At 33.4% G+C, this 19,411-nt stretch carries 22 protein-coding genes; 16 read left to right on the top strand and 6 right to left on the bottom strand.

The genetic code is table 11. The features are described from left to right. Window positions 1–37 precede the first annotated feature (37 nt). Window positions 38–1,198, top strand: coding sequence for an ADP-forming succinate--CoA ligase subunit beta (gene sucC, locus AAGD53_RS05245; protein WP_341762464.1), 1,161 nt, complete (start codon window positions 38–40; stop codon window positions 1,196–1,198). Window positions 1,199–1,226: 28 nt separating this feature from the next. Then, window positions 1,227–2,105 (top strand): succinate--CoA ligase subunit alpha, encoded by an 879-nt coding sequence (gene sucD, locus AAGD53_RS05240; RefSeq protein WP_341755931.1) that lies wholly within the window; start codon window positions 1,227–1,229, stop codon window positions 2,103–2,105. Here the strand turns inward: sucD and acpS are convergent. The 3 genes from acpS to AAGD53_RS05225 all read right to left on the bottom strand — a co-directional run bounded on the left by acpS (window position 2,102) and on the right by AAGD53_RS05225 (window position 4,207). Continuing rightward, a complete protein-coding gene (acpS, locus tag AAGD53_RS05235) occupies window positions 2,102–2,485 on the bottom strand; it encodes a holo-ACP synthase (RefSeq protein WP_341762463.1) in 384 nt (127 codons plus the stop codon). The two genes, sucD and acpS, sit on opposite strands and share 4 nt — an antisense overlap. Beyond that, complete coding sequence (gene rpoZ, locus AAGD53_RS05230) at window positions 2,482–2,874, bottom strand: DNA-directed RNA polymerase subunit omega (protein WP_341762462.1); 393 nt, start codon at window positions 2,872–2,874, stop codon at window positions 2,482–2,484. The genes acpS and rpoZ overlap by 4 nt, the downstream gene beginning before the upstream one ends. A 166-nt stretch (window positions 2,875–3,040) precedes the next feature. Beyond that, the gene (locus AAGD53_RS05225; protein WP_341762461.1) at window positions 3,041–4,207 is read right to left on the bottom strand and encodes a glycosyltransferase family 4 protein; all 1,167 of its coding nucleotides are present in this window, start codon (window positions 4,205–4,207) and stop codon (window positions 3,041–3,043) included. Window positions 4,208–4,231: 24 nt separating this feature from the next. Here AAGD53_RS05225 and AAGD53_RS05220 point away from each other — a divergent pair, with 24 nt between their 5' ends. The 5 genes from AAGD53_RS05220 to clpP all read left to right on the top strand — a co-directional run bounded on the left by AAGD53_RS05220 (window position 4,232) and on the right by clpP (window position 8,656). Then, window positions 4,232–4,996: an alpha/beta hydrolase gene (locus AAGD53_RS05220; protein ID WP_341762460.1), complete on the top strand. Its 765-nt coding sequence runs from the start codon at window positions 4,232–4,234 to the stop codon at window positions 4,994–4,996. Next, on the top strand, window positions 4,993–5,754 hold the full coding sequence (locus AAGD53_RS05215) for a DUF2608 domain-containing protein (protein WP_341762459.1): 762 nt from the start codon (window positions 4,993–4,995) through the stop codon (window positions 5,752–5,754). Before AAGD53_RS05220 ends, AAGD53_RS05215 begins: the two co-directional genes overlap by 4 nt. Next, window positions 5,730–6,743: an efflux RND transporter periplasmic adaptor subunit gene (locus AAGD53_RS05210; protein ID WP_341762458.1), complete on the top strand. Its 1,014-nt coding sequence runs from the start codon at window positions 5,730–5,732 to the stop codon at window positions 6,741–6,743. The genes AAGD53_RS05215 and AAGD53_RS05210 overlap by 25 nt, the downstream gene beginning before the upstream one ends. Before the next feature lie 85 nt (window positions 6,744–6,828). After that, window positions 6,829–7,800, top strand: a complete 972-nt coding sequence (locus AAGD53_RS05205) for an SPFH domain-containing protein (RefSeq protein ID WP_341748025.1) — start codon at window positions 6,829–6,831, stop codon at window positions 7,798–7,800. 253 nt (window positions 7,801–8,053) lie between these two features. After that, a complete protein-coding gene (clpP, locus tag AAGD53_RS05200) occupies window positions 8,054–8,656 on the top strand; it encodes an ATP-dependent Clp endopeptidase proteolytic subunit ClpP (protein WP_341762457.1) in 603 nt (200 codons plus the stop codon). A gap of 58 nt (window positions 8,657–8,714) precedes the next feature. Here the strand turns inward: clpP and AAGD53_RS05195 are convergent, their stop codons facing one another. Next, window positions 8,715–9,065: a hypothetical protein gene (locus AAGD53_RS05195; RefSeq protein WP_341762456.1), complete on the bottom strand. Its 351-nt coding sequence runs from the start codon at window positions 9,063–9,065 to the stop codon at window positions 8,715–8,717. A 652-nt stretch (window positions 9,066–9,717) separates the two neighbouring features. Between AAGD53_RS05195 and AAGD53_RS05190 the strand changes: the two genes are divergently transcribed. Further along, the gene (locus tag AAGD53_RS05190; protein ID WP_341762455.1) at window positions 9,718–10,269 is read left to right on the top strand and encodes a helix-turn-helix domain-containing protein; all 552 of its coding nucleotides are present in this window, start codon (window positions 9,718–9,720) and stop codon (window positions 10,267–10,269) included. Window positions 10,270–10,321: 52 nt separating this feature from the next. Here AAGD53_RS05190 and phaZ read toward each other — a convergent pair whose 3' ends face one another. After that, window positions 10,322–11,566, bottom strand: a complete 1,245-nt coding sequence (gene phaZ, locus AAGD53_RS05185) for a polyhydroxyalkanoate depolymerase (RefSeq protein WP_341762454.1) — start codon at window positions 11,564–11,566, stop codon at window positions 10,322–10,324. A gap of 132 nt (window positions 11,567–11,698) precedes the next feature. Between phaZ and der the strand changes: the two genes are divergently transcribed. Beyond that, window positions 11,699–13,048 carry a ribosome biogenesis GTPase Der gene (der, locus tag AAGD53_RS05180; protein ID WP_341763427.1) on the top strand — a complete coding sequence of 450 codons (1,350 nt, stop codon included), beginning with the start codon at window positions 11,699–11,701 and terminating at the stop codon, window positions 13,046–13,048. Between the two features lie 400 nt (window positions 13,049–13,448). Here the strand turns inward: der and AAGD53_RS05175 are convergent, their stop codons facing one another. Then, a complete protein-coding gene (locus AAGD53_RS05175; protein WP_341762453.1) occupies window positions 13,449–14,252 on the bottom strand; it encodes an RMD1 family protein in 804 nt (267 codons plus the stop codon). A 133-nt stretch (window positions 14,253–14,385) separates the two neighbouring features. Here AAGD53_RS05175 and AAGD53_RS05170 point away from each other — a divergent pair, with 133 nt between their 5' ends. The 7 genes from AAGD53_RS05170 to AAGD53_RS05140 all read left to right on the top strand — a co-directional run bounded on the left by AAGD53_RS05170 (window position 14,386) and on the right by AAGD53_RS05140 (window position 18,721). Continuing rightward, entirely contained in the window at window positions 14,386–15,213 is an 828-nt protein-coding gene (locus AAGD53_RS05170; protein WP_341762452.1) for a YgfZ/GcvT domain-containing protein, read from the top strand. Continuing rightward, complete coding sequence (locus tag AAGD53_RS05165) at window positions 15,206–15,817, top strand: phosphotransferase-like protein (protein WP_341762451.1); 612 nt, start codon at window positions 15,206–15,208, stop codon at window positions 15,815–15,817. The genes AAGD53_RS05170 and AAGD53_RS05165 overlap by 8 nt, the downstream gene beginning before the upstream one ends. Continuing rightward, window positions 15,814–16,371, top strand: coding sequence for a histidine phosphatase family protein (locus AAGD53_RS05160; RefSeq protein WP_341762450.1), 558 nt, complete (start codon window positions 15,814–15,816; stop codon window positions 16,369–16,371). Before AAGD53_RS05165 ends, AAGD53_RS05160 begins: the two co-directional genes overlap by 4 nt. Window positions 16,372–16,696: 325 nt before the next feature. Next, the gene (locus AAGD53_RS05155; RefSeq protein WP_341762449.1) at window positions 16,697–16,978 is read left to right on the top strand and encodes a GNAT family N-acetyltransferase; all 282 of its coding nucleotides are present in this window, start codon (window positions 16,697–16,699) and stop codon (window positions 16,976–16,978) included. Beyond that, complete coding sequence (locus AAGD53_RS05150) at window positions 16,975–17,613, top strand: class I SAM-dependent methyltransferase (RefSeq protein ID WP_341762448.1); 639 nt, start codon at window positions 16,975–16,977, stop codon at window positions 17,611–17,613. Before AAGD53_RS05155 ends, AAGD53_RS05150 begins: the two co-directional genes overlap by 4 nt. Window positions 17,614–17,638: 25 nt before the next feature. Further along, entirely contained in the window at window positions 17,639–18,190 is a 552-nt protein-coding gene (locus AAGD53_RS05145) for a GNAT family N-acetyltransferase (RefSeq protein WP_341762447.1), read from the top strand. Window positions 18,191–18,193: 3 nt separating this feature from the next. Further along, window positions 18,194–18,721, top strand: coding sequence for a GNAT family N-acetyltransferase (locus AAGD53_RS05140; RefSeq protein ID WP_341762446.1), 528 nt, complete (start codon window positions 18,194–18,196; stop codon window positions 18,719–18,721). Window positions 18,722–19,411 lie beyond the last annotated feature (690 nt).

Below are 19,411 nucleotides of genomic sequence, written 5' to 3'. Positions count from 1 at the left end.
AAGAGCCTAGGATTAAATTATTTAAAGAATTATAAAAATGAATATTCATGAATACCAAGCAAAGATGATTTTGAGGCAATATGGTATACCTACTTCTACAGGAGTTGTAATATTGCAAAAAGAAGATATCGATAGGCTAATTGATGGTTTAGAAGCAGAAATATATGTGGTTAAAGCCCAAATCCACGCAGGTGGTAGGGGAAAAGCTGGGGGTGTAAAAGTTGTAAGAACTAAAGAAGAGGCAAAGAAAGCAGCACACGCAATGTTTGGCATTAACTTAGTAACTCATCAGACGTCAGCTATTGGGCAAAAGGTTCGCTATCTCTATGTTGAATCTGGGTGTGATATTTTAAAAGAATATTATTTTAGTGCCGTTTTTGATCGTAGTAATAGCAAGGTAACTTTTATAGCTTCTACTGAAGGTGGGGTAGATATAGAAGAAGTGGCTCATAATACTCCAGAGAAAATTATTAAAGTATCAGTTGATCCTGCAACAGGCATACAGCCATTTCATTGTCGTAGAATGGCATACAAGCTTGGTTTTAAGAATGAGCAGGCAAAACAAATGATGAAAATTGTTGAATCAACCTATCAAGCTTTTATAGCAACTGATGCTAACCAAATTGAAATTAATCCATTAATAACAAAATCTGATGGTAGTTTATTGGCACTTGATGCCAAGATCAACTTTGATGATAATGGATTATTTAAACATCCTGATATTTTAAATATGCGGGATGATGATGAAGAAGATGCTCTTGAAATAAAAGCAGCTAGCCTTGGTCTTAGTTATGTTAAGATGGATGGTACTATTGGTTGTATGGTGAATGGGGCTGGGCTAGCTATGGCTACAATGGATATTATCAAGCTTTATGGTGCTGAACCGGCAAACTTTTTAGATGTTGGTGGTGGGGCTGATCGTGAGAAAGTAACGGAAGCACTAAAAATAATTTTATCAGATTCACATGTACAAGGGGTTTTAGTTAATATTTTTGGTGGTATAATGCGTTGTGATATAATAGCCGAAGGCATTATTGCTGCAGTGAAAGAGATTGGCATTACAGTTCCACTGGTTGTACGTTTAGCTGGTACCAATTTTGAATTAGGTAAAAATATTTTAGCAAATTCTGGTTTAAAAATAATTGCTGCAAATGATTTAGGTGATGCTGCTGTTAAGATCGTCGATGCAGTAAAATAATTCATATAAAAATACGGAAAATGCATATATGTCAATATTAGTTGATAAAAATACAAAAGTAATTTGCCAAGGTTTTACTGGCTCTCAAGGGACTTTTCATTCTGAGCAGGCAATCAGTTATGGTACTAAAATGGTAGGAGGGGTAACTCCTGGAAAAGGTGGAAATACTCATCTAGATCTACCTGTATATAATACAGTACATGAGGCAGTTGCAAAAACTAAGGCTACTGCTAGCGTTATTTATGTTCCACCACCTTTTGCTGCTGATTCAATTTTGGAAGCTATAGATGCAGGAATTAGTTTGGTAGTGTGTATTACAGAGGGAATACCGATACTTGATATGATAAAGGTCAAAAGGGCATTAATCGGATCAAAAACTAGATTAATTGGACCAAATTGTCCTGGCATTATTACTCCTGATGAATGTAAAATCGGCATAATGCCTGGTTATATTCATAAGAGAGGCAGGGTAGGAATTATATCCCGGTCCGGTACTTTGACTTATGAAGCAGTAGCACAGACTACAGCTGTTGGTCTTGGTCAATCTACCTGTATTGGTATTGGTGGAGATCCAGTTAATGGCACCGATTTTGTTGATTGTATTGAAATGTTTTTGCAAGATGATGAAACAGAATCAATTATTATGATTGGTGAAATAGGAGGGGATGCTGAGGAAAAGGCTGCTGAATTAATAAAAAGCTCAAAGATTAAAAAACCAATAGTTACTTTCATTGCTGGTGTTACTGCTCCTGAAGGTAAAAGAATGGGGCATGCTGGTGCAATTATTTCTAATGGACAGGGTTCAGCTGAAGATAAGTTGGAGGCGTTGCAAAGTGCAGGTGTTACTATCACTAGATCGCCAGCTGATATTGGTAAAACTATGTTTGAATTATTAAAAAAGCTTTAAACCTTAGAGGTAATGACTGCAAAAGCTACAGAAATTGGGTAATCGTCTGAAATGGACAAGTGGATTTTGATTTGTCCAAATTTGTTTGGATTTTCAGGGTGACAAATTTGGACAAAGGGCTTTCCTAAGGCATCATTTAGTACAGATATGTCTTTAAATCGTAAACCACGCCCCATTCCGATACCAAGGGCTTTGCTAACTGCCTCTTTCGCAGCAAACCTTTTTGCCAAAAAGCAGCCATATTGGTCTTTGCTTAGAGAATTTAGCTTTTGTATTTCCGTTTTAGAAAGAATTATGTTTACAAAACGCTGGTCATATAGCTTTAAGATACGTTCTATTCTTGGAATTTGTACTATATCTGTACCAACACCAATAATCATTTTTGTTCATCATTACTAACATTATCATCAAATATTTGATCATCTAAGTCAGAGTAGTCTTCAGTAACACAAAGATCTGAGCCGCTTGGTAAATAATCAAACTCTTCTACAGCAGTATCAAGGGAAGCATCAGTATTTTCTTCATCAATAGGATCGATTCTGCTTTTTGTTCGAAGACGTTTTAATAATTGTGCCTTTAGGGCTGGAATTGTTATATGACCAGCAGCTATTTCACGTAATGCCAGTACAGTTGCCTTATCGCCTTTCACGTTATTAATAGTCATTTTACTACCAGAATTTATATCATTTGCTCTTTGAGCAGCTAAAGCTACAAGCTTAAATCTATCGTGAATTTTTCCAACACAATCTTCAATCGTTATCCTAGCCATAATACTCTCTTTTTAATTTTATAAGATATATATACAATAACGGATCAGTATAAAGTATAATTAGTAGATTTCAAGAATAGAATTTTCATTGCTTCTCTATGGTAGTTTAAAAATCATAGATGCAGGTGGAAAGATGTAAGGACACTACAAAGAACTGGGGAAAATATTATGTTTTTTTGAGCATTTTTTTATATATATCTAAGGTTTTACTAAGCATTAAATCAAGGGAAAAATTATCGATTACTGCTTTTCTTGCTGCTTGTTGTATTTTTTTACCTTCATTGGTTTTAAGTATAGATAAGCAATGTTCGATTTTTTCTGCTAAATCAACAGCATCGTTTGGTTTGACATGAAATCCAGTTTTTTTATCTAATATTGTTTCAATAGCTCCACCTATATTTGTAGCAATTACTAGCTTTTCCATTGATTGTCCTTCAGTTATAGTTCGACCAAATGCTTCTGGTTCAATTGAAGTAGATATTACTATATCTGAAACACCGTAAAGGCTGAGCATATCAGATTCATTACCAAAAATTTGAATTTTACTTTGTAGCTTCAACAAGTTTATAAGAGATTTTACTCGATTGGTAAAATTGGGATGTTTGGATAAATCTCCAACCATTAGACAGTAGAAATCTAGATGTTTTAATTTGCCAAGTGCTTCAACAAGGGTAAGATGCCCCTTCCAACTGGTCATTCTTGATGGTAACAATATTATAGGAGTATTGTTAGATATACCATATTTCTTTTTATGTTTTAGTAACTTTTCTTCTGTAACATTCTTTGGATCAAAATAATTATAATCTACCCCTCGATATATTACAACAATTTGATCTTCTAGGATTTGATAATTAATTAATATATGATGTTTTACAAAATTAGACACAGCTATGATCTTTTCGCCTTTGACCATGACGCTATTATAAAAATGTTTGAAAGGATTCGAGATGTTGTAGACTCCGTGGAATGTTGTTAAGAATTTAGCACCTGTAGCCTTTGCGGCCATATAACAACTCCAAGCTGGAGCTCTAGATCTTGCATGCACTATATCTACGTTATATTCCTTAATTATTTCTGACAGAATTCTTGCGTTTTTCCATATTGTTAAAGGATTTTTAGTAGCACTATTCATAAAAATATGTGGCACTTCTGCCGCTACTAATTCTTCAACTAATGAACCACCAGATGAAACTACAATAACATTATAATTAACTTTTTTTAACATTTTAGCCACTTCAATTGTTCCTCGCTCTACTCCACCAGAGAATAAAGCTGGAACTACTTGCAAAATGGTAGGTTTATGATATCGTTTGGGTGAATCTGATGAAATCATTAATCTTTTACATAATTAATTTAAATGCATAAAATATATAATACAGAAAAGAAAAGATTTATCACTTACAATCATCATAAAAGTAGCAAAAAAAATATGCCATTGGTAATTTTTTTACATGGCTTGATGTCGGGTATGAATGGTAAGAAGGCTATATTTCTTGAGAATTACTGTAAAAAACGTGATTATAATTTTATCACATTTGATAATTTTGGTCATGGAGAATCATCAGGTAGATTTCTAGATGAAACGATTGGATCTTGGCTTACAGGGGTTGAACTAGTTTTAAATAAACTTGTAGTGCAACCAGCTATTATCATAGGCTCTAGCATGGGTGGTTGGTTAGCCATTCTTGCTGCTATAAAATTTCCTAGTAAAGTTTGTGGTCTTGTTTGTATTGCTCCTGCCCTAGATTTTACAGAAACTATTTGGCAAAACTTAACTGAAATGCAAAAAACACAAATGCAACAACAAAAATACCTTGAGGTTGGTGGGCGTAATTGCAACGATAAATATCCAATAAGTTATCAATTAATACTCGAAGCTAGAAATCACTTGTTACTAAATGCAAATAGTATTAAACTTAAGGGGGCTATTCATTTAATTCACGGGATGCTAGATGAGGACGTACCTTATACCATCTCAAATAACCTTGTAGAAAAGATTACTAGTGATATGGTAGTGGTGAAATTAATAAAAGACGGAGTTCATACTCTTGTACGAGAATCAGATTTAGCTATAATAGCTAATTCTTTGGAAGAAATAATAAACTTATCATTAGAACTATGAATAAACATATATTTGCTAAAACAACTAAAGTTTCCGATTTTTTGAAAATATCGGAAGTAATAGATAAGTTAGATCAAGATAGCTTGGTGCTTTTTGATGTAGATGACGTACTTATCATGGATCAAGATGAATATCGCTTAACTCATCCTTATAGACGGCAGTGGCGTGCTGAAAGCAAAAACCGTCTTACGAGAGAAGAAAGGCATCTTTTTTACAGTATTATTTTAAAAAATCGTACTATTCGCTTAGTGGACTATAATATAACTGATATACTAGGTAGATTATGGAAGATGCAAATCCCAACTGCTGCTCTGACCAAATTATATACAGGGAAATTTGGTGTTATTGAGGATTTTACCAATTGGCGTCTTACAGAGCTTAAAGGGATAAATATAGATTTTATGAAATCTACTCCGATAAAAGAGGAAATATTAATTGATGAATTACATATTGGGGGTGGTGTACCAATGATGAAAGAAGGGGTGATTCTGACAGCCGATGTTGATAAAGGTGCAGTATTAGAGAATATTTTACATAAAAAAAACTACTATCCTAAAACAATAATATTTGTGGACGATATTTTAGAAAATATTGAGTCAGTGGCAAAAATATGTAGCAAATTACAGATTAATTTTTATGGTTTTGAATTTGATGGAGCTTCTTTGATCCCGGAAACAGAACTAGATGAAAAAAGTGAAAAAATTCGTTTTGAGATTTTAGAGAAGGAACATCGTTGGATAACAGATTTAAAACTATAATTATTTTTTTATGTATATGCATTACTTCTTGCTATGCTATAGCTGAAGAACAAGAAACTATCGGGGTAAAAGCTACTACAGTACAAATGGTTGATTTATATAATGTTTTCAGCGTTATAGGACAATGTAAGAGTGGTATGAGCCGTGATTATTATGCAAATGTTTCTGGTAGACTTGATTTAGTATCTACTTCCCAAGGAGGTAAGATCCATCAAGGTGATGTTTTGCTTATTATTGATCAAGATTTAGCTATGTCAATTAAGTCACAAGCGGAAGTCTCTTTAAGAAAAGCCATGGCTTCTTATAGCCGTAACAAGGAATTACTTGCCAAAAAATATATTAGTAGTGATGTGCTAGAAAAATCTAGCAGCGAGTTAGAAGAAGCTAGGTTTGCTTTTGCTAAAGCAATGAATAGTTACAACGATATGGTTCTTATAGCTCCATTTGATGGATATATTGGTATAATAAAATCCAAAATAGGGGATAAGATAAAACAAGGAGATTATCTTTTTAGCATTATTGCTCAAAATTCTACTACTAATAATATTTTAATAGAGCTACCTGAGGGGCTTTATAATCAGGTATCAGAATCCACTAATTTAGTGATAACCGATAATAAGGGTGGATTAATTAATGGAAAAATTGCTGAAATCTCACAATATGTTTCAGATAATGGTACTATAAGTGCTAAAATTATCGTTGATTCTAATAGTAATATTGTGCATGGAAGCTATGTAAATATAGATCTAATTCTTAACAAACATAGGAATTTAGCTGTGCCTAATCAATCGGTACAGAGTAATAATAAAGGTGAGTATTTTGTATATAAAGTCAATGACAATAAGGCACAACAACTTTATGTTAAACTTGGCACTAGTTTAAATGGTTTAACAGAGATTATCTCAAACGAAATTAAGGAAGGAGATATGGTGGTATTGGAAGGGATTACTAAGATTTATGATGGTAACGTCGTCAAATTGTTAGATTAACCTGAATTCATGTAACAAGTTATATTGTTAAGCATCAACTGCGAGCGATGTCACCGAACTAAGATTAAATTAACAGAGGATTAAAATGGAATATATATTATTAGTTTGTAGTATCGTGGCAATTCTTATTATTGTACAGATGGTTAAGGTTGTACCACAACAACAAGCATGGGTTGTAGAAAAGTTTGGAAAATTTGATAGGGTTTTGCAGCCAGGATTGAATATTTTGATACCAGTGATTCAGAGAGTAGCCTATAAACACACCTTGAAGGAAGAAGCTATTGATGTTACTGCTCAAACAGCCATTTCAAATGATAATGTTACGTTATTAATAGATGGTGTTTTATATGTAAAAATTGTTGATCCAGTCGCTGCATCTTATGGTGTTAATAGTCCATATTATGCTATCACACAGCTTGCACAGACCACCATGCGTTCAGAAATAGGTAAATTACCATTAGATAGGACTTTTGAAGAACGAGAAACGTTAAACATCGCTATTGTATCTGCTATTAACCAAGCTGCAATGAATTGGGGGATACAATGTATGCGTTATGAAATTAAAGATATTCAGCCACCACAAACAATACTTAAAGCGATGGAATTACAAGTTGCAGCAGAACGTCAGAAACGAGCTCAAATTTTGGATTCAGAAGGCAATAGACAAGCAAAAATAAACCATGCAGAAGGTGAGAAGGCTCAAGTGGTATTAAATTCTGAAGCTTCCTATACTGACCAAGTAAATAGAGCTAAAGGTGAAGCTGAGGCAATAGGATTAGTAGCAATGGCTACTGCTAAAAGTATTGAAGTTATTGCCGCATCTATTCAAAAGTCTGGGGGTAATGATGCAGTATCTTTAAAAATTGCTGAACAATATATAAATGCTTTTGGTGAGTTAGCCAAAGATAGTAATACAGTAATTCTTCCGGCAAATCTTTCTGAACCAGGAAGTTTTATAACTCAAGCTTTAAGCATTTTTGATCAGCTAAAATCAGTGAGCAATAAAAAATTATCTAAGGAATCTTCTATGAAGAAACAAACGAGTGCTAGTGAGTAATTACTTATTTAACTTGAATTCGACATAAAAATAATTATTATTCTAAGCACCTTCGGATGTCAACTACAACTGTTGAAAGTTAAAAAATCGTCTATTAGCGAGCGAACGCATAGGCTTTAGAAATATTTAAAATGCATTCGCAAAACCGCTTTAAGAATGCATTTTTCCTTATATTAAAGCCAATTCGGGATAAGAATTAACTAATTCTTATCCCGAATTGGGGTAGGTTACAATAAATTTAGGAGAAAATTTAATGACGTACGTGCCTATAGTAATTGAACAAACCCCTAGAGGGGAAAGAGCCTATGATATCTATTCTAGGTTATTAAAGGAACGCATCGTTTTTGTTTGTGGTCAAATTGAAGATTATATGGCCAATGTGGTGGTTGCACAATTACTATTCTTAGAGGCAGAAAATCCAGAAAAAGATATTTTTATGTATATTAACTCTCCTGGTGGTGTTGTGACTTCTGGCTTGGCAATTTATGATACTATGCAATATATTAAACCTAAAATTTCTACTCTTTGTATAGGGCAGGCTTGCTCCGCGGGTTCTTTGTTGCTTACTGCTGGTGAGAAAGGTATGCGTTATTCCTTGCCACATAGTCGTATAATGATCCATCAACCGTCAGGTGGTTACCAAGGGCAAGCTACAGATATAGAAATTCATGCTAAAGAAACCATGAAATTAAAAAGAATGCTCAATAACTTATATGTCAAGCATACAGGGCAAGAACTAGATTCTATTGAAAAAAGTATGGAACGTGATAATTTCATGGATCCTGAAGTAGCTAAATCTTTTGGACTTGTTGATGAAATCATCACCGATAGAGCAAAAATCTTAGTAAGAAAATAGTTTAAAGGCTGTTAGATGTTATGGATTCCGCACCGAAATGCAGGGGCAGGGGGCAGGATTATTTTTGTTTCTTGGTTTGTGACGTAGTATTATATCTAGCAAATACTTTAAACTCATCAAGTAGTATTTTAAGATGCAGATTTATATCTTCTAACTGAAAGGTAGCATACAATATGTGATGTTCTTTCTTAACTGTACTGTTAGCTAGCTCTGTGGTCTTTTGATATAGAGCTGCTATTTCATTTTGTGCTTTGATGTAGATGTTAGAGAAATCCTTGCAAATAACCTCGATCTCGCTATAGGTTAATCTGATGTTATTAAGCAATTTGATTGAGAGGAGGATTAAGAGTATCTGTCCGATGATTATGCTGAATGCTAAAATAGCCAAGGTCAATATTTGGTAATTCATATGTTACTTCCTTTGTTGCCTAGGATTGTGCTTGTTTGCTATAGCCTTTCGTTAGATAAGCTTGGCTGATTGATTGCTGCTATAGGACTGTAAAAATAAAGGGGGTTGATTTGGCTAAGAAATTTGTATATAATCATAGTATACTTCAATAAAAGGGTTGTTATTTAAATAGCATTTGATGCTATTTGATTAATTCTACTAGTAAGTACTTTTGAGCCTGTGAAACTTTTCAGTACTTACCAGTTAGCTATAATATTCAATATAATACTTGAGCTTTATTTAAGAGTAGAGCTTAAGTGTTATACTGGCTTTTTTAGTTTGAGATTTATAGCTAATCTGATTAGCATTACTCCGTCATTGCGAGGAGTGCGTAAGCACGACGAAGCAATCCAAATTTAATTTTTCTAGATTGCTTCGTCGCTACTAAAGTAGCTTCTCGCAATGACGCCAATTTATATGGCTAAATACTAATCGGATAGCTAAACCAAAATGTGTATTTTGGTTTTAAAAAAGTAGTCAGTAGTTACTGACCTCTTTTTTTTGGTCTCATCCTATTTTTGAGAGTTTATTATAGTTATTTGGGGTTGTCAAGAAAAAATGTGTCAACAGTTGATATATTTTTTATTTTTACTTAATCCATGAATTCTTAGATATGACTCTTGTTAAAGAAATACAAAAATTTTTAGGATTAAAATTTGAAATACTCAAATTAAAAAGAAGAGATTTCTCTGAGGGTAGTGGGATTCCTTATAATAATATTACTAGTATTATGAATGGATTAAGGTCTAATCCCCAAATGCATACTATACTGAAAATAGCTAACTACTTTGACTGTTCTATAGATGAAGTTGTTGGCAGAAGTGAATATATTCCATTATTACAAGTAAAAGGAAGATTTAAGGATTTATCACTAGATGATATTAATAATAACTTAAAAAAATTCTTAAAAGATAAAGTTGTTAAGCAAGATATAAATTTTTATATTTTAGGAAAAGAAATTGGATTTAATTATTCAATTCATAATTTTATTAACGGAAGTCGAGAACAAAAAAATTTAAATAGTCAAATTATAGTAGCCCTAGCGGATCATTTTCAAATGTCATTAGACGAAATGGTTGGTAGAATTTCTCCTGCTAAAGATACTGACAATGCTAAATTTCCTGAACAAAACTTTAATAGTGATCCTGATCTGAATAATTTATAGCTAACCTGTGATTTTTTAAATTACCCTGTTATTTTTGGCAACAAAACCTAATTCAATTTGGGTAACTATATATAAAATCCCTAATTATCGGTACAATAAACTGTTTAAATTTGCTACCACTAAATAAGCCGTAATGCCCAACTCCCTTTTGTAAATGATATTTTTTCATTGTCATAGGAATACCGGAACACAAATCTAATGCAGTTTTAGTTTGTCCAACTGCAGCTATATCGTCATTTTCGCCTTCGATACCTAGTAAAGCACAATTTGTTATATTTTTTAAATGAACTTTACGATTTTTTGAGACAAATTCATCTTTGGCAAGAGCAAAATTTTTAAATACTTCTTGTATTGTTTGGAGATAGAATTCCGATGTTATATCCATAGTGGCTAAATATTCATCATAAAATTTTATGGTATGATTAGCTTTTTCAAGGTTGCCATCTAGCAAATTTTGTAGTAAATCCAAATGCGAATTAATATGCCGAGGAATATTTAAACTGATAAAACCCATAAGTTGTAAAAACCCTAGATAGACATTTCTTCCGTAACCAGGATAGTTAAAGGGGACGGATGTAATCATCATTTGGCAAAACCATTGCATGCTTTTATGGATTGCAAACAAGTCAACATCTGTAGGATTAAGCCTTGCATCAATAGGTCCACCTATCAGAATCATTGACCTTGGCACATTTACATCATTATTGGCAGACATTATACTAATGGCAGCTAGAAGGGGGACTGTTGGTTGGCATACTGCCATAGTGTGCAGATTTGGTCCTAGAAGCGTCATAAACTCAATTAAGTAGTCTATAAAATCATCTAAGTTAAATTTACCAAGTTGATTAGGTATAGTGCTTGCATCAAGCCAATCTGTAATATATACATCTGCGTAGGGGAGCATTTCAGTTACAGTGTCCCTAAGTAAGGTAGCATGGTGTCCTGACAGTGGAGCGATTATTAATAACTTTGGCATTTCTTGCTTAATACCAATTTTGCTAAAATGCTTTAATTGACAAAATGTTTTAGTAGCAACTGTTTTTTCTTTAACAACATAAGACGTACCATAAATAATACATTCATTAATGTTAAATTTTGGCTTCTTGTATGTTCTAGTCATCCTCTCAGCAAGCGTCAAATATGCTAACATAACGTGAGTGTAGCCGCTATCTTTTATAGGATTATTACTATTTTTAAACCACTGTTCTAAAATTTCTATGTTTGCTCGCATTGGAATAAGCATAGTTTTAAAGCCTTCTAGTGCATAATAAAGATTATTAGAACTGCCATTATGCATAATATTTGTCCTTTAGAAGTCTATTTATACTTTAATTTTATATAATTAAGTGTTAATAATATACTCAAATAGTGCAATATTCAAATGATTTGAGTATTAGTGCTAATGAATTATTATGATAATATAAAGGTGATGCATAAAAAAATTGTGGCGATTATTGGTAGACCCAATGTAGGGAAGTCTACGCTCTTTAATCGTTTGGCTATCAGGAAAAAGGCTATCGTGCATGACCGCCCTGGGGTAACACGTGATCGAAAATACGCTGATGCCCAAATTGGTCCATTTGATTTTACGGTAATTGATACTCCTGGTTTAGAAGAAGCAGAATGTGCGAAATTAGAATATAGAATGATGCAACAGACTGTAGAAGCCATTCTAGAAGCAGACTTGCTATGCCTTATGGTGGATGGTAAGGATGGCGTATTACCGGAAGATAAGTTTTTTGCTAATTTTATCAGAAGATATGATAAAAAATCTGTGTTGATTGTCAATAAATGTGAAGGACGGTTTGATTTTGCTAAAGAATACTACAAGCTTGGTTTTGATAATGTAGTGCCAATTTCTGCAGAACATGGTGTTGGTATGGCAGATTTACACGATGCAATAACTGAGAAATTAGGGGATGAGGAACTAGAGGAAGAATTAATCGACCCAATAAAGGCTGACTATATACAAATAGTGGTGAGTGGTAGACCAAATGCAGGAAAATCTACGTTTATTAATAGTATTATTAATAATGAAAGATTGTTAACAGGGTCTGAAGCCGGTATAACAAGGGAATCTATAGAAATTGATTGGCTATATAATGATAATAAATTTAAATTAATTGATACGGCTGGTCTAAGAAAAAAGGGAGCTATTAGCAAGTCCTTAGAAAAATTATCAGCTTCTGATACTATTAATAGTATTAAGTTTGCTAATACTGTTATTCTGATGGTTGATGCACGAATGAATTTAGAGCAACAAGATTTGAATATTGCCAGTTATGTTATAGAGCAGGGCAGAAGCCTGCTCATAGTAGTTAATAAGTGGGATTTAATTGAAGGGAAAAATAAAGATAAATTTAAGGAAGAATTTCTTTATAAGATGGAAACCAATCTACCGCAAGTTAAAGGAGTACCGATAATATTCATATCAGCCTTAAAAAAGCAGAATATTAATATGGTACTAGATGAGGCTATAAAAATTTATACTTTATGGAATAAAAAAATTGCTACCAGTAAACTGAATAATTGGTTGGGTTTTGCACTCGAGCAACATCCACTGCCCTTACAAAAAGGTGGTAGACGTGTTAGAATTAAATATATGACCCAAACAAAAACTCGCCCACCAACTTTTAAACTATTCTCTAATAATCCTGAAAAAATCACGGATAGTTATACTAGATACCTTGTAAACAACTTGCGGGAAGCTTTTAATTTACCCGGTGTGCCAATAAGATTTACTTATACTAAAACTGAGAATCCATATGTAACTCGATAATCAAGTTTTTCCTTAACCGTTATAGCAAGGCTCTTTAGATGCCGTGGTGATCCAAGTAAACAGCGAAGCTGTTTTTTTAGAGTAACGCTTCGCGTATCCTAGATTGCCACAACTGTCGAAAGTTCAATAAACGTCATTGCGATGAGTGTTGTCAGCCCTAAACCGTCATTGCGAGGAGTCGCTGTAAGCGACGTGGCAATCTTGTGAAGAAGAGCTTACTTCATGAGATCGCCACGGCGTCTATCGACGCCTCGCGATGACGATTTTTTAACTTTCAACAGTTGTGGGATTGCTGCGTCGCCGCTTTTTCGCGGCTTCTCGCTAATAGACGTATTTTTTAATATTCTAAAAAACTTGATTATCGAGTGTAAAGTCATAGGTCTAATGTGAGTAGAGTCAATTAAATTTTATTCAGAAGATAACCAATTATTTTGAAAAAGAGTTTATCGTGAATAAGGGATAGTACTACTTCTATGGTAATTAATATTATAATGATCCATTCAAGTCTAGTTGAGTGTTTATAGTTTAAGTCATTTGACAAAATATTGTAGAGTTCATGGATCATGTTCAGTCGATGGTTAAGAATATCCTGACGAATTTGAATATCTTGAAACTCTGCAGTCATTAAGTATAAAGGTTCATAACTAGGACGACGCCAAAAAAATTCAGGAGTATCTAGTATATCGCTGTGTAAATTAATAGAATATCGTTCGTTAAATAATATGCCAATTTGTTGAGATATTTCCTTTTTTGAAAGTGATACACTGCCAGTGCTGGCTAGTTCTTGTTGAATTGGCGTTGTTTTTACAATTAAATTACTTACTGATTTTTCTAGTACACTAAGCTTAACTGACTGAGCTAAAGCATGCGATATAGATAATTTTATAAAAGTTGATTTATCTGCTAGAATGATTTGGTTTTTTTCTTCATCTATAAAGGTTTTACCTGTAGTTTCATCATAATCAAAATAGATAAAGTCAGACATTATCTCGTCAGTTTGATTAGCTTGCAGAGTTACTATGTCTTCTAGAATCATTTTTTCTTGGCTTTCTTCAGCTCCCCATATAGTAACACAGCCAAATGGGAAAAAGAAAACATCTATAGGGTCTAAGTTTTTTACTTGTTCTTTTTGAATATATAGTACATCATCGAAGTGTTTAGGTTCAAGACCAATCTTATTGAGATTTATTACTAAGTCATTCATCTTATATTCAGAAGTCGTACAGTAGGAAGCACATCTCATATAATAAATAATTTATAGCAAACAACTGTTGCATCAGTATAATATGGTAGTTATAAAAGTTATAAAGTCAATTAAAATATCATAGTTGGTAATTATGCATGAAATATTAACAAATAGAGCAATTATTGAAGTTGCTGGTGATGATGCAATGAATTTTTTGCATAATTTGACAACTAATGATATAAAAAATAATAATTATTGTTATAGTTATGCTCTAAGTAATCAAGGAAGGTATTTATTTGATTTTTTTGTATTAAAACTATCAGCAACAAGACTTTTTATTGATATAAATGTTAATCAGTCTGATTTATTTAAAAATCACTTAGTGCGGTATAAATTACGTGCTAAAATTGAAGTGAACGACTTATCTAATATCTATCAGGTTATTTACTCAAAACAACAGCTGGAATTTAATGGATACAAAGACCCTCGTTATGATCAACTCGGTTTCCGTTCTATTGTTAGTAAAGATATACCAATAACTGCAGGAACACTAGGACTATACCTGCAAGATAAATATAATTTTGCCATAGTCGATGGGTATGATGATCTAATTTTCAACAGATCCATTCCGGTTGAATATGGCTGTGAGGAATTAAACGCTGTAAGTTATATCAAAGGTTGCTATATTGGACAGGAAGTTATTTCAAGAACAAAATACCAAGGAGTAGTAAGGAAAAAAATATTTAAATTATCCGTTAACATAGATTCCATTAATACAGGCAGTTCAGATATAGCAAAAGATGATGAGATTATTGCCAATAATATAAAAATTGGTACAATATGTTCGATTTATCAGAACATGGCAATAGCTTTAATTAGAGAGGATGATTATTATTCATTACAAAATACAGCTATTACTGTAAAAAACTTACCTGTTTCTTTGGTTGTTCCACCTTGGAGGAGCTGTACATATGAGTAAAATTATATTTTTAAATGGATGTGGTTCTGCTGGTAAAACATCTATCGCAAGAGCAATACAGTATTTAAGTAAGGATTCTTGGCTTACTTTTGGTATAGATACTTTTATTAGTATGTTGCCACATTCACCTGATGATAAACCTGATGCTAGATATTTTACCTTTGTTCCGGGGATGAATGATCGTGGTCCAACCATGCGTGTTGAAACTAAGCCAAAGGGTGAGCAGCTCTTTGGTCTCATGCCGGATTTTGCCAATCTACTTGCAAGTCGTAATAATAACCTTATCATTGATGAAGTCTTATTTGAAGATGCTTGCCTCAAATCTTATATAAAAAGCTTGAATGGCTATATTGTCTATTTTGTCGGAGTTTTTTGTGATCTTTCAGTGATGCAGGAGCGAGAAATTTTACGCTGTGATCGTGCTATAGGTTTATCGAATGACCAAATAGATAGAGTCCACGCAGGTAGCCTGCGAGAATATGATTTAACAGTTGATACCACGAGCAAGTCACCTTTTGAGATTGCCAAGCAAATTCTAGCTTTTGTAGAGGAGAATCCTATGCCACAAGGTTTTATGACTATGCATGAGAGATTACAGTTATGACGCTTCCCTTAAAACCTTTTTATTTTTTACGTCATGGTGAAACAGATTGGAATAGACAGCATGTTTACATGGGTTCACAGGATATTCCTCTCAATCAAACTGGAGAAAACCAAGCACGGGAAGCTTCTCATATTCTTGGAAAAAAGGATATAAAGCATATTGTCACAAGCCCGCTTATAAGAGCATACAGGACTGCTGAGATCGTCAATGAAAAGCTAAAGGTTGATATTACAATTGTCCCGGAGTTAGCAGAATGTTGCTGGGGTGAATATGAAGGTCAATCCGTTGATGATAATATTTGGAAAAGATGGCGAGATGGCAATACTCACCAAGGAGCAGAATATGTAAATGATTTTGACAAGAGAGTTTTGTGTGCTTTAAATAGTACGCTCAGCTTTCAAGAGCCAGTTTTAATTGTTGCACATGGTGGAGTTTATTATGCTATCCAAAGACTTTTAGGATGGCCAATTATACATCTTAAAAATTGTTCTGCTATTTTTCACAGTCCACCAATCGGACAGAGTCAATCATGGTCTATATGTGAACTAAGTTAACCTCAGGTTAGTTGTGAGGAGGAGATTTATAAGTAATATCAAAATTCGTTACTGTGCAATGGAGGACATCTCTTGCATGTTACCTCTCATGGAACAACTTGGGTATACTCTTCTGCTTTGAAGAATTGTTTTTTGAAAATATCATGGATTCGCATGCGTAACTATACTATATGTACGCTACGCCTGCTCACTATTCATTTTCAAATCCAATTCTTCAAATCATTTGAGTATATAAGGTATCAGAGGAGGAATTAAAAGCAAGATTTCAAAGATTCACAAAAAAGATGGTTATGGCGTTGCTGTAGCATGTTTAGAATCCCAAATTGTGGGGTGGGTTGCATGGTCTAAATCTCAACTTTTTATATCAGATAAAACAAGATTTCATATTGAAGGAGTTGTGGTTGATGAATGTTACCGAGGTCAAGCTATTGGAAAAAGATTGATGGATTTTGTAGAGAATGTTGCACAACAGTCTAGTCCAAGCATCGTTGATTTAACCTCTGGTCTTAGGCGTGCCAAGGATGGAAGTCATGAGTTTTATAAAAGCCTTGGTGATCAGAATGATGGTCTGATGGCAAAACTATATTTAAGGAAAGAAATTGAATGAGTGAATCAAAATCTCTTTTAAAGCCAAATGCATGGGAGGCTTATTACAAAGAAAAATTTCATAAACCAGCAAGAGAGTTTGTTGTTGAATTCTTTAAAAAAGTTGAATTAGTAGATAATCAAAAAATGCGAGGTACAGCCATTGATTTAGGGGCAGGAGTAGGACATGAAACATTTTTGTTATTAGAAAAAGGCTTCAATGTTATTGCAATAGACAAGCAAAAAATGGCTTTTGATTTTATGCTTATTAAATATCCAGAAATTGTTAAATATAAAGATCATTTTAAAACTTTAATATCTTCTTTTGAAGAGTTAGATTCTCAAGAATTACCAAATGTAGACATCATAGTTGCTAGCTTTTCTGTACCGTTTTGTAAACCTGAATATTTTAAAAAATTTTGGAGTAATATTGTAAATAAGATTGATTCAGGTGGTTATTTTGTTGGGAACACTTTTGATCCCGAAATTGTAGCTTTTTGGAAGGAGGATAAGAAAAATATGACTTTTCATACAAAAGAGCAAACAATTGATCTTTTTAAAGAGTTTAACATTATTAGTTTTAAAGAAGTGAAGATTACACCAAAAGAGGATAGGAAAATTGATCATTATTATGAAGTTATAGCCAAGAAAAAATAAGATAAACCTTGTTACAGGACATGTTATGAATATTCATTTTGAAAAAGCTAACTTAAGTCATAAAGACACTATTTTTAACTGGTTAAAAGAACCCCATGTTCAAGAGTTTTGGGATAATAGCCAAGAACATAAAGATGATATTTTAAATTTCATCAACGGTCGTATAAAGCCTTCAAGCTACGCAGATGGTCTATACACATATTGGATTGGGTGTATCTATAACGAACCTTATTGCTTGGTCATGACACTACAAGAAAAGCAGGAATATTCTATACCACTACTGAAAAAAGCTTATCTTTCAAAACATGGTCACACCTATAGCATGGATTATACCATTGGTAATATAGCTTATTTTGGCAAAGGATTAGGGGCAAAGACTTTAGAAGTATTTATTGATTTTATTAGAAGTAGTTATGATAGCCAAGCTGATACTTTTTTTATCGATCCAGATGTCACAAATCCAAGGGCTAGACATGTTTATGAAAAGGTGGGATTTAAATATATCGATGATTTTATTATGGAAGGAGAGGGGGTATTTGCTGGACGCAAAACACATTTTTTAGTAAAGCGATTGTAATCAATGGTACAAATTAATACCAAAATAAAGAATACAGTAAAGTTTCAGGAAAATATTTTAATCCGGCTTGCTGAAACTACTGACATTTCATCATTTGTCGCTCTGTCATATAAAAAGCGTCGTGCTTATGAAAAAGCTCAACCACAGTTCTGGAAATATGCTGGTCCTGAATCCGAGGAATCTCAAAAGCAATGGTTCAAAGAATTATTGAGGTTAGACGATCACATTATGTTGGCTGCAGTTTACAAAGAAAAAGTATTAGGTTTCATCATCGGTAGATTAATGTTAGCACCAAAAGTCTATAACCCGGGTGGACTAACGCTTATGATCGATGATTTCTGTGTGGAAAGTAAACACGATTGGAATTTTATTGGTCAGAAATTGATTAAGGAAATCAAGGAACTCGCAAAAACTAAAAATGCTACTCAGTTTCTTGTCGTTTGTGGTGCATATGACGAACCCAAACGTAATTTCCTTAAAAGCATGGGCTTAACTGTAGCTTCTGAATGGTATGTGGGAAGAATTATGTGATTACAGGAATGAATCATGTTACTTTAGCTGTAGTTTGATCAGTCTTGTGAGTTTTTTCGTAATACTCTGCTGCTTTAAATAATTATTTTTTTAATATCATGGATTCACGTATTAAATGGTAATACTTGCGTTCGCCCGCCTCTTGTTTGTTGTTTCCATTCTTCAAATCATTATGGGTATACTCCCCAAATCTAACTTAAAACAATGGAAATCAGTTGTGTTTATTATGAATTTTATTATAATGAACTATTTAAAGCCTTTATTTTAACTCAAGGTTATCTTAAGGCACGAATATTACTGACTTTAATATAAGGAAAAATGCATTCTTAAAGCGGTTTTGCGAATGCATTTTAAACCTTTCTAAAGCTAGAAACATGATTTTAATCTTTTAAAATCATGTTTCTAGCAAAATATTAATTTAACAATCAGATGCAGAGCCGTCTCAAATCTGATTGTTTCGATAATTTCACCGAATTTGGGATAAGAATTGACAAATTCTTATCCCAAATTCACGTAACTACGTGGGAATAACACCACAACTGTTGAAAGTTAAAAAAAACCGTCATTGCGAGGAGGCTGTAAGGCCGACGAAGCAATCCAGTAACATCATTTATCTATAGATTGTTTCCTAGATTGCTTCGCTTACGCTCGCTAATAGACGCTGTGGTATAGGTGTTTGTAAACTTTCAA

The organism is Candidatus Tisiphia endosymbiont of Melanophora roralis (genome assembly GCF_964026575.1).
GTDB lineage: Bacteria > Pseudomonadota > Alphaproteobacteria > Rickettsiales > Rickettsiaceae > Tisiphia.
The sequence above is the reverse complement of the archived record's forward strand: the minus strand, read 5'-3'. Positions and strand labels throughout refer to the sequence as shown.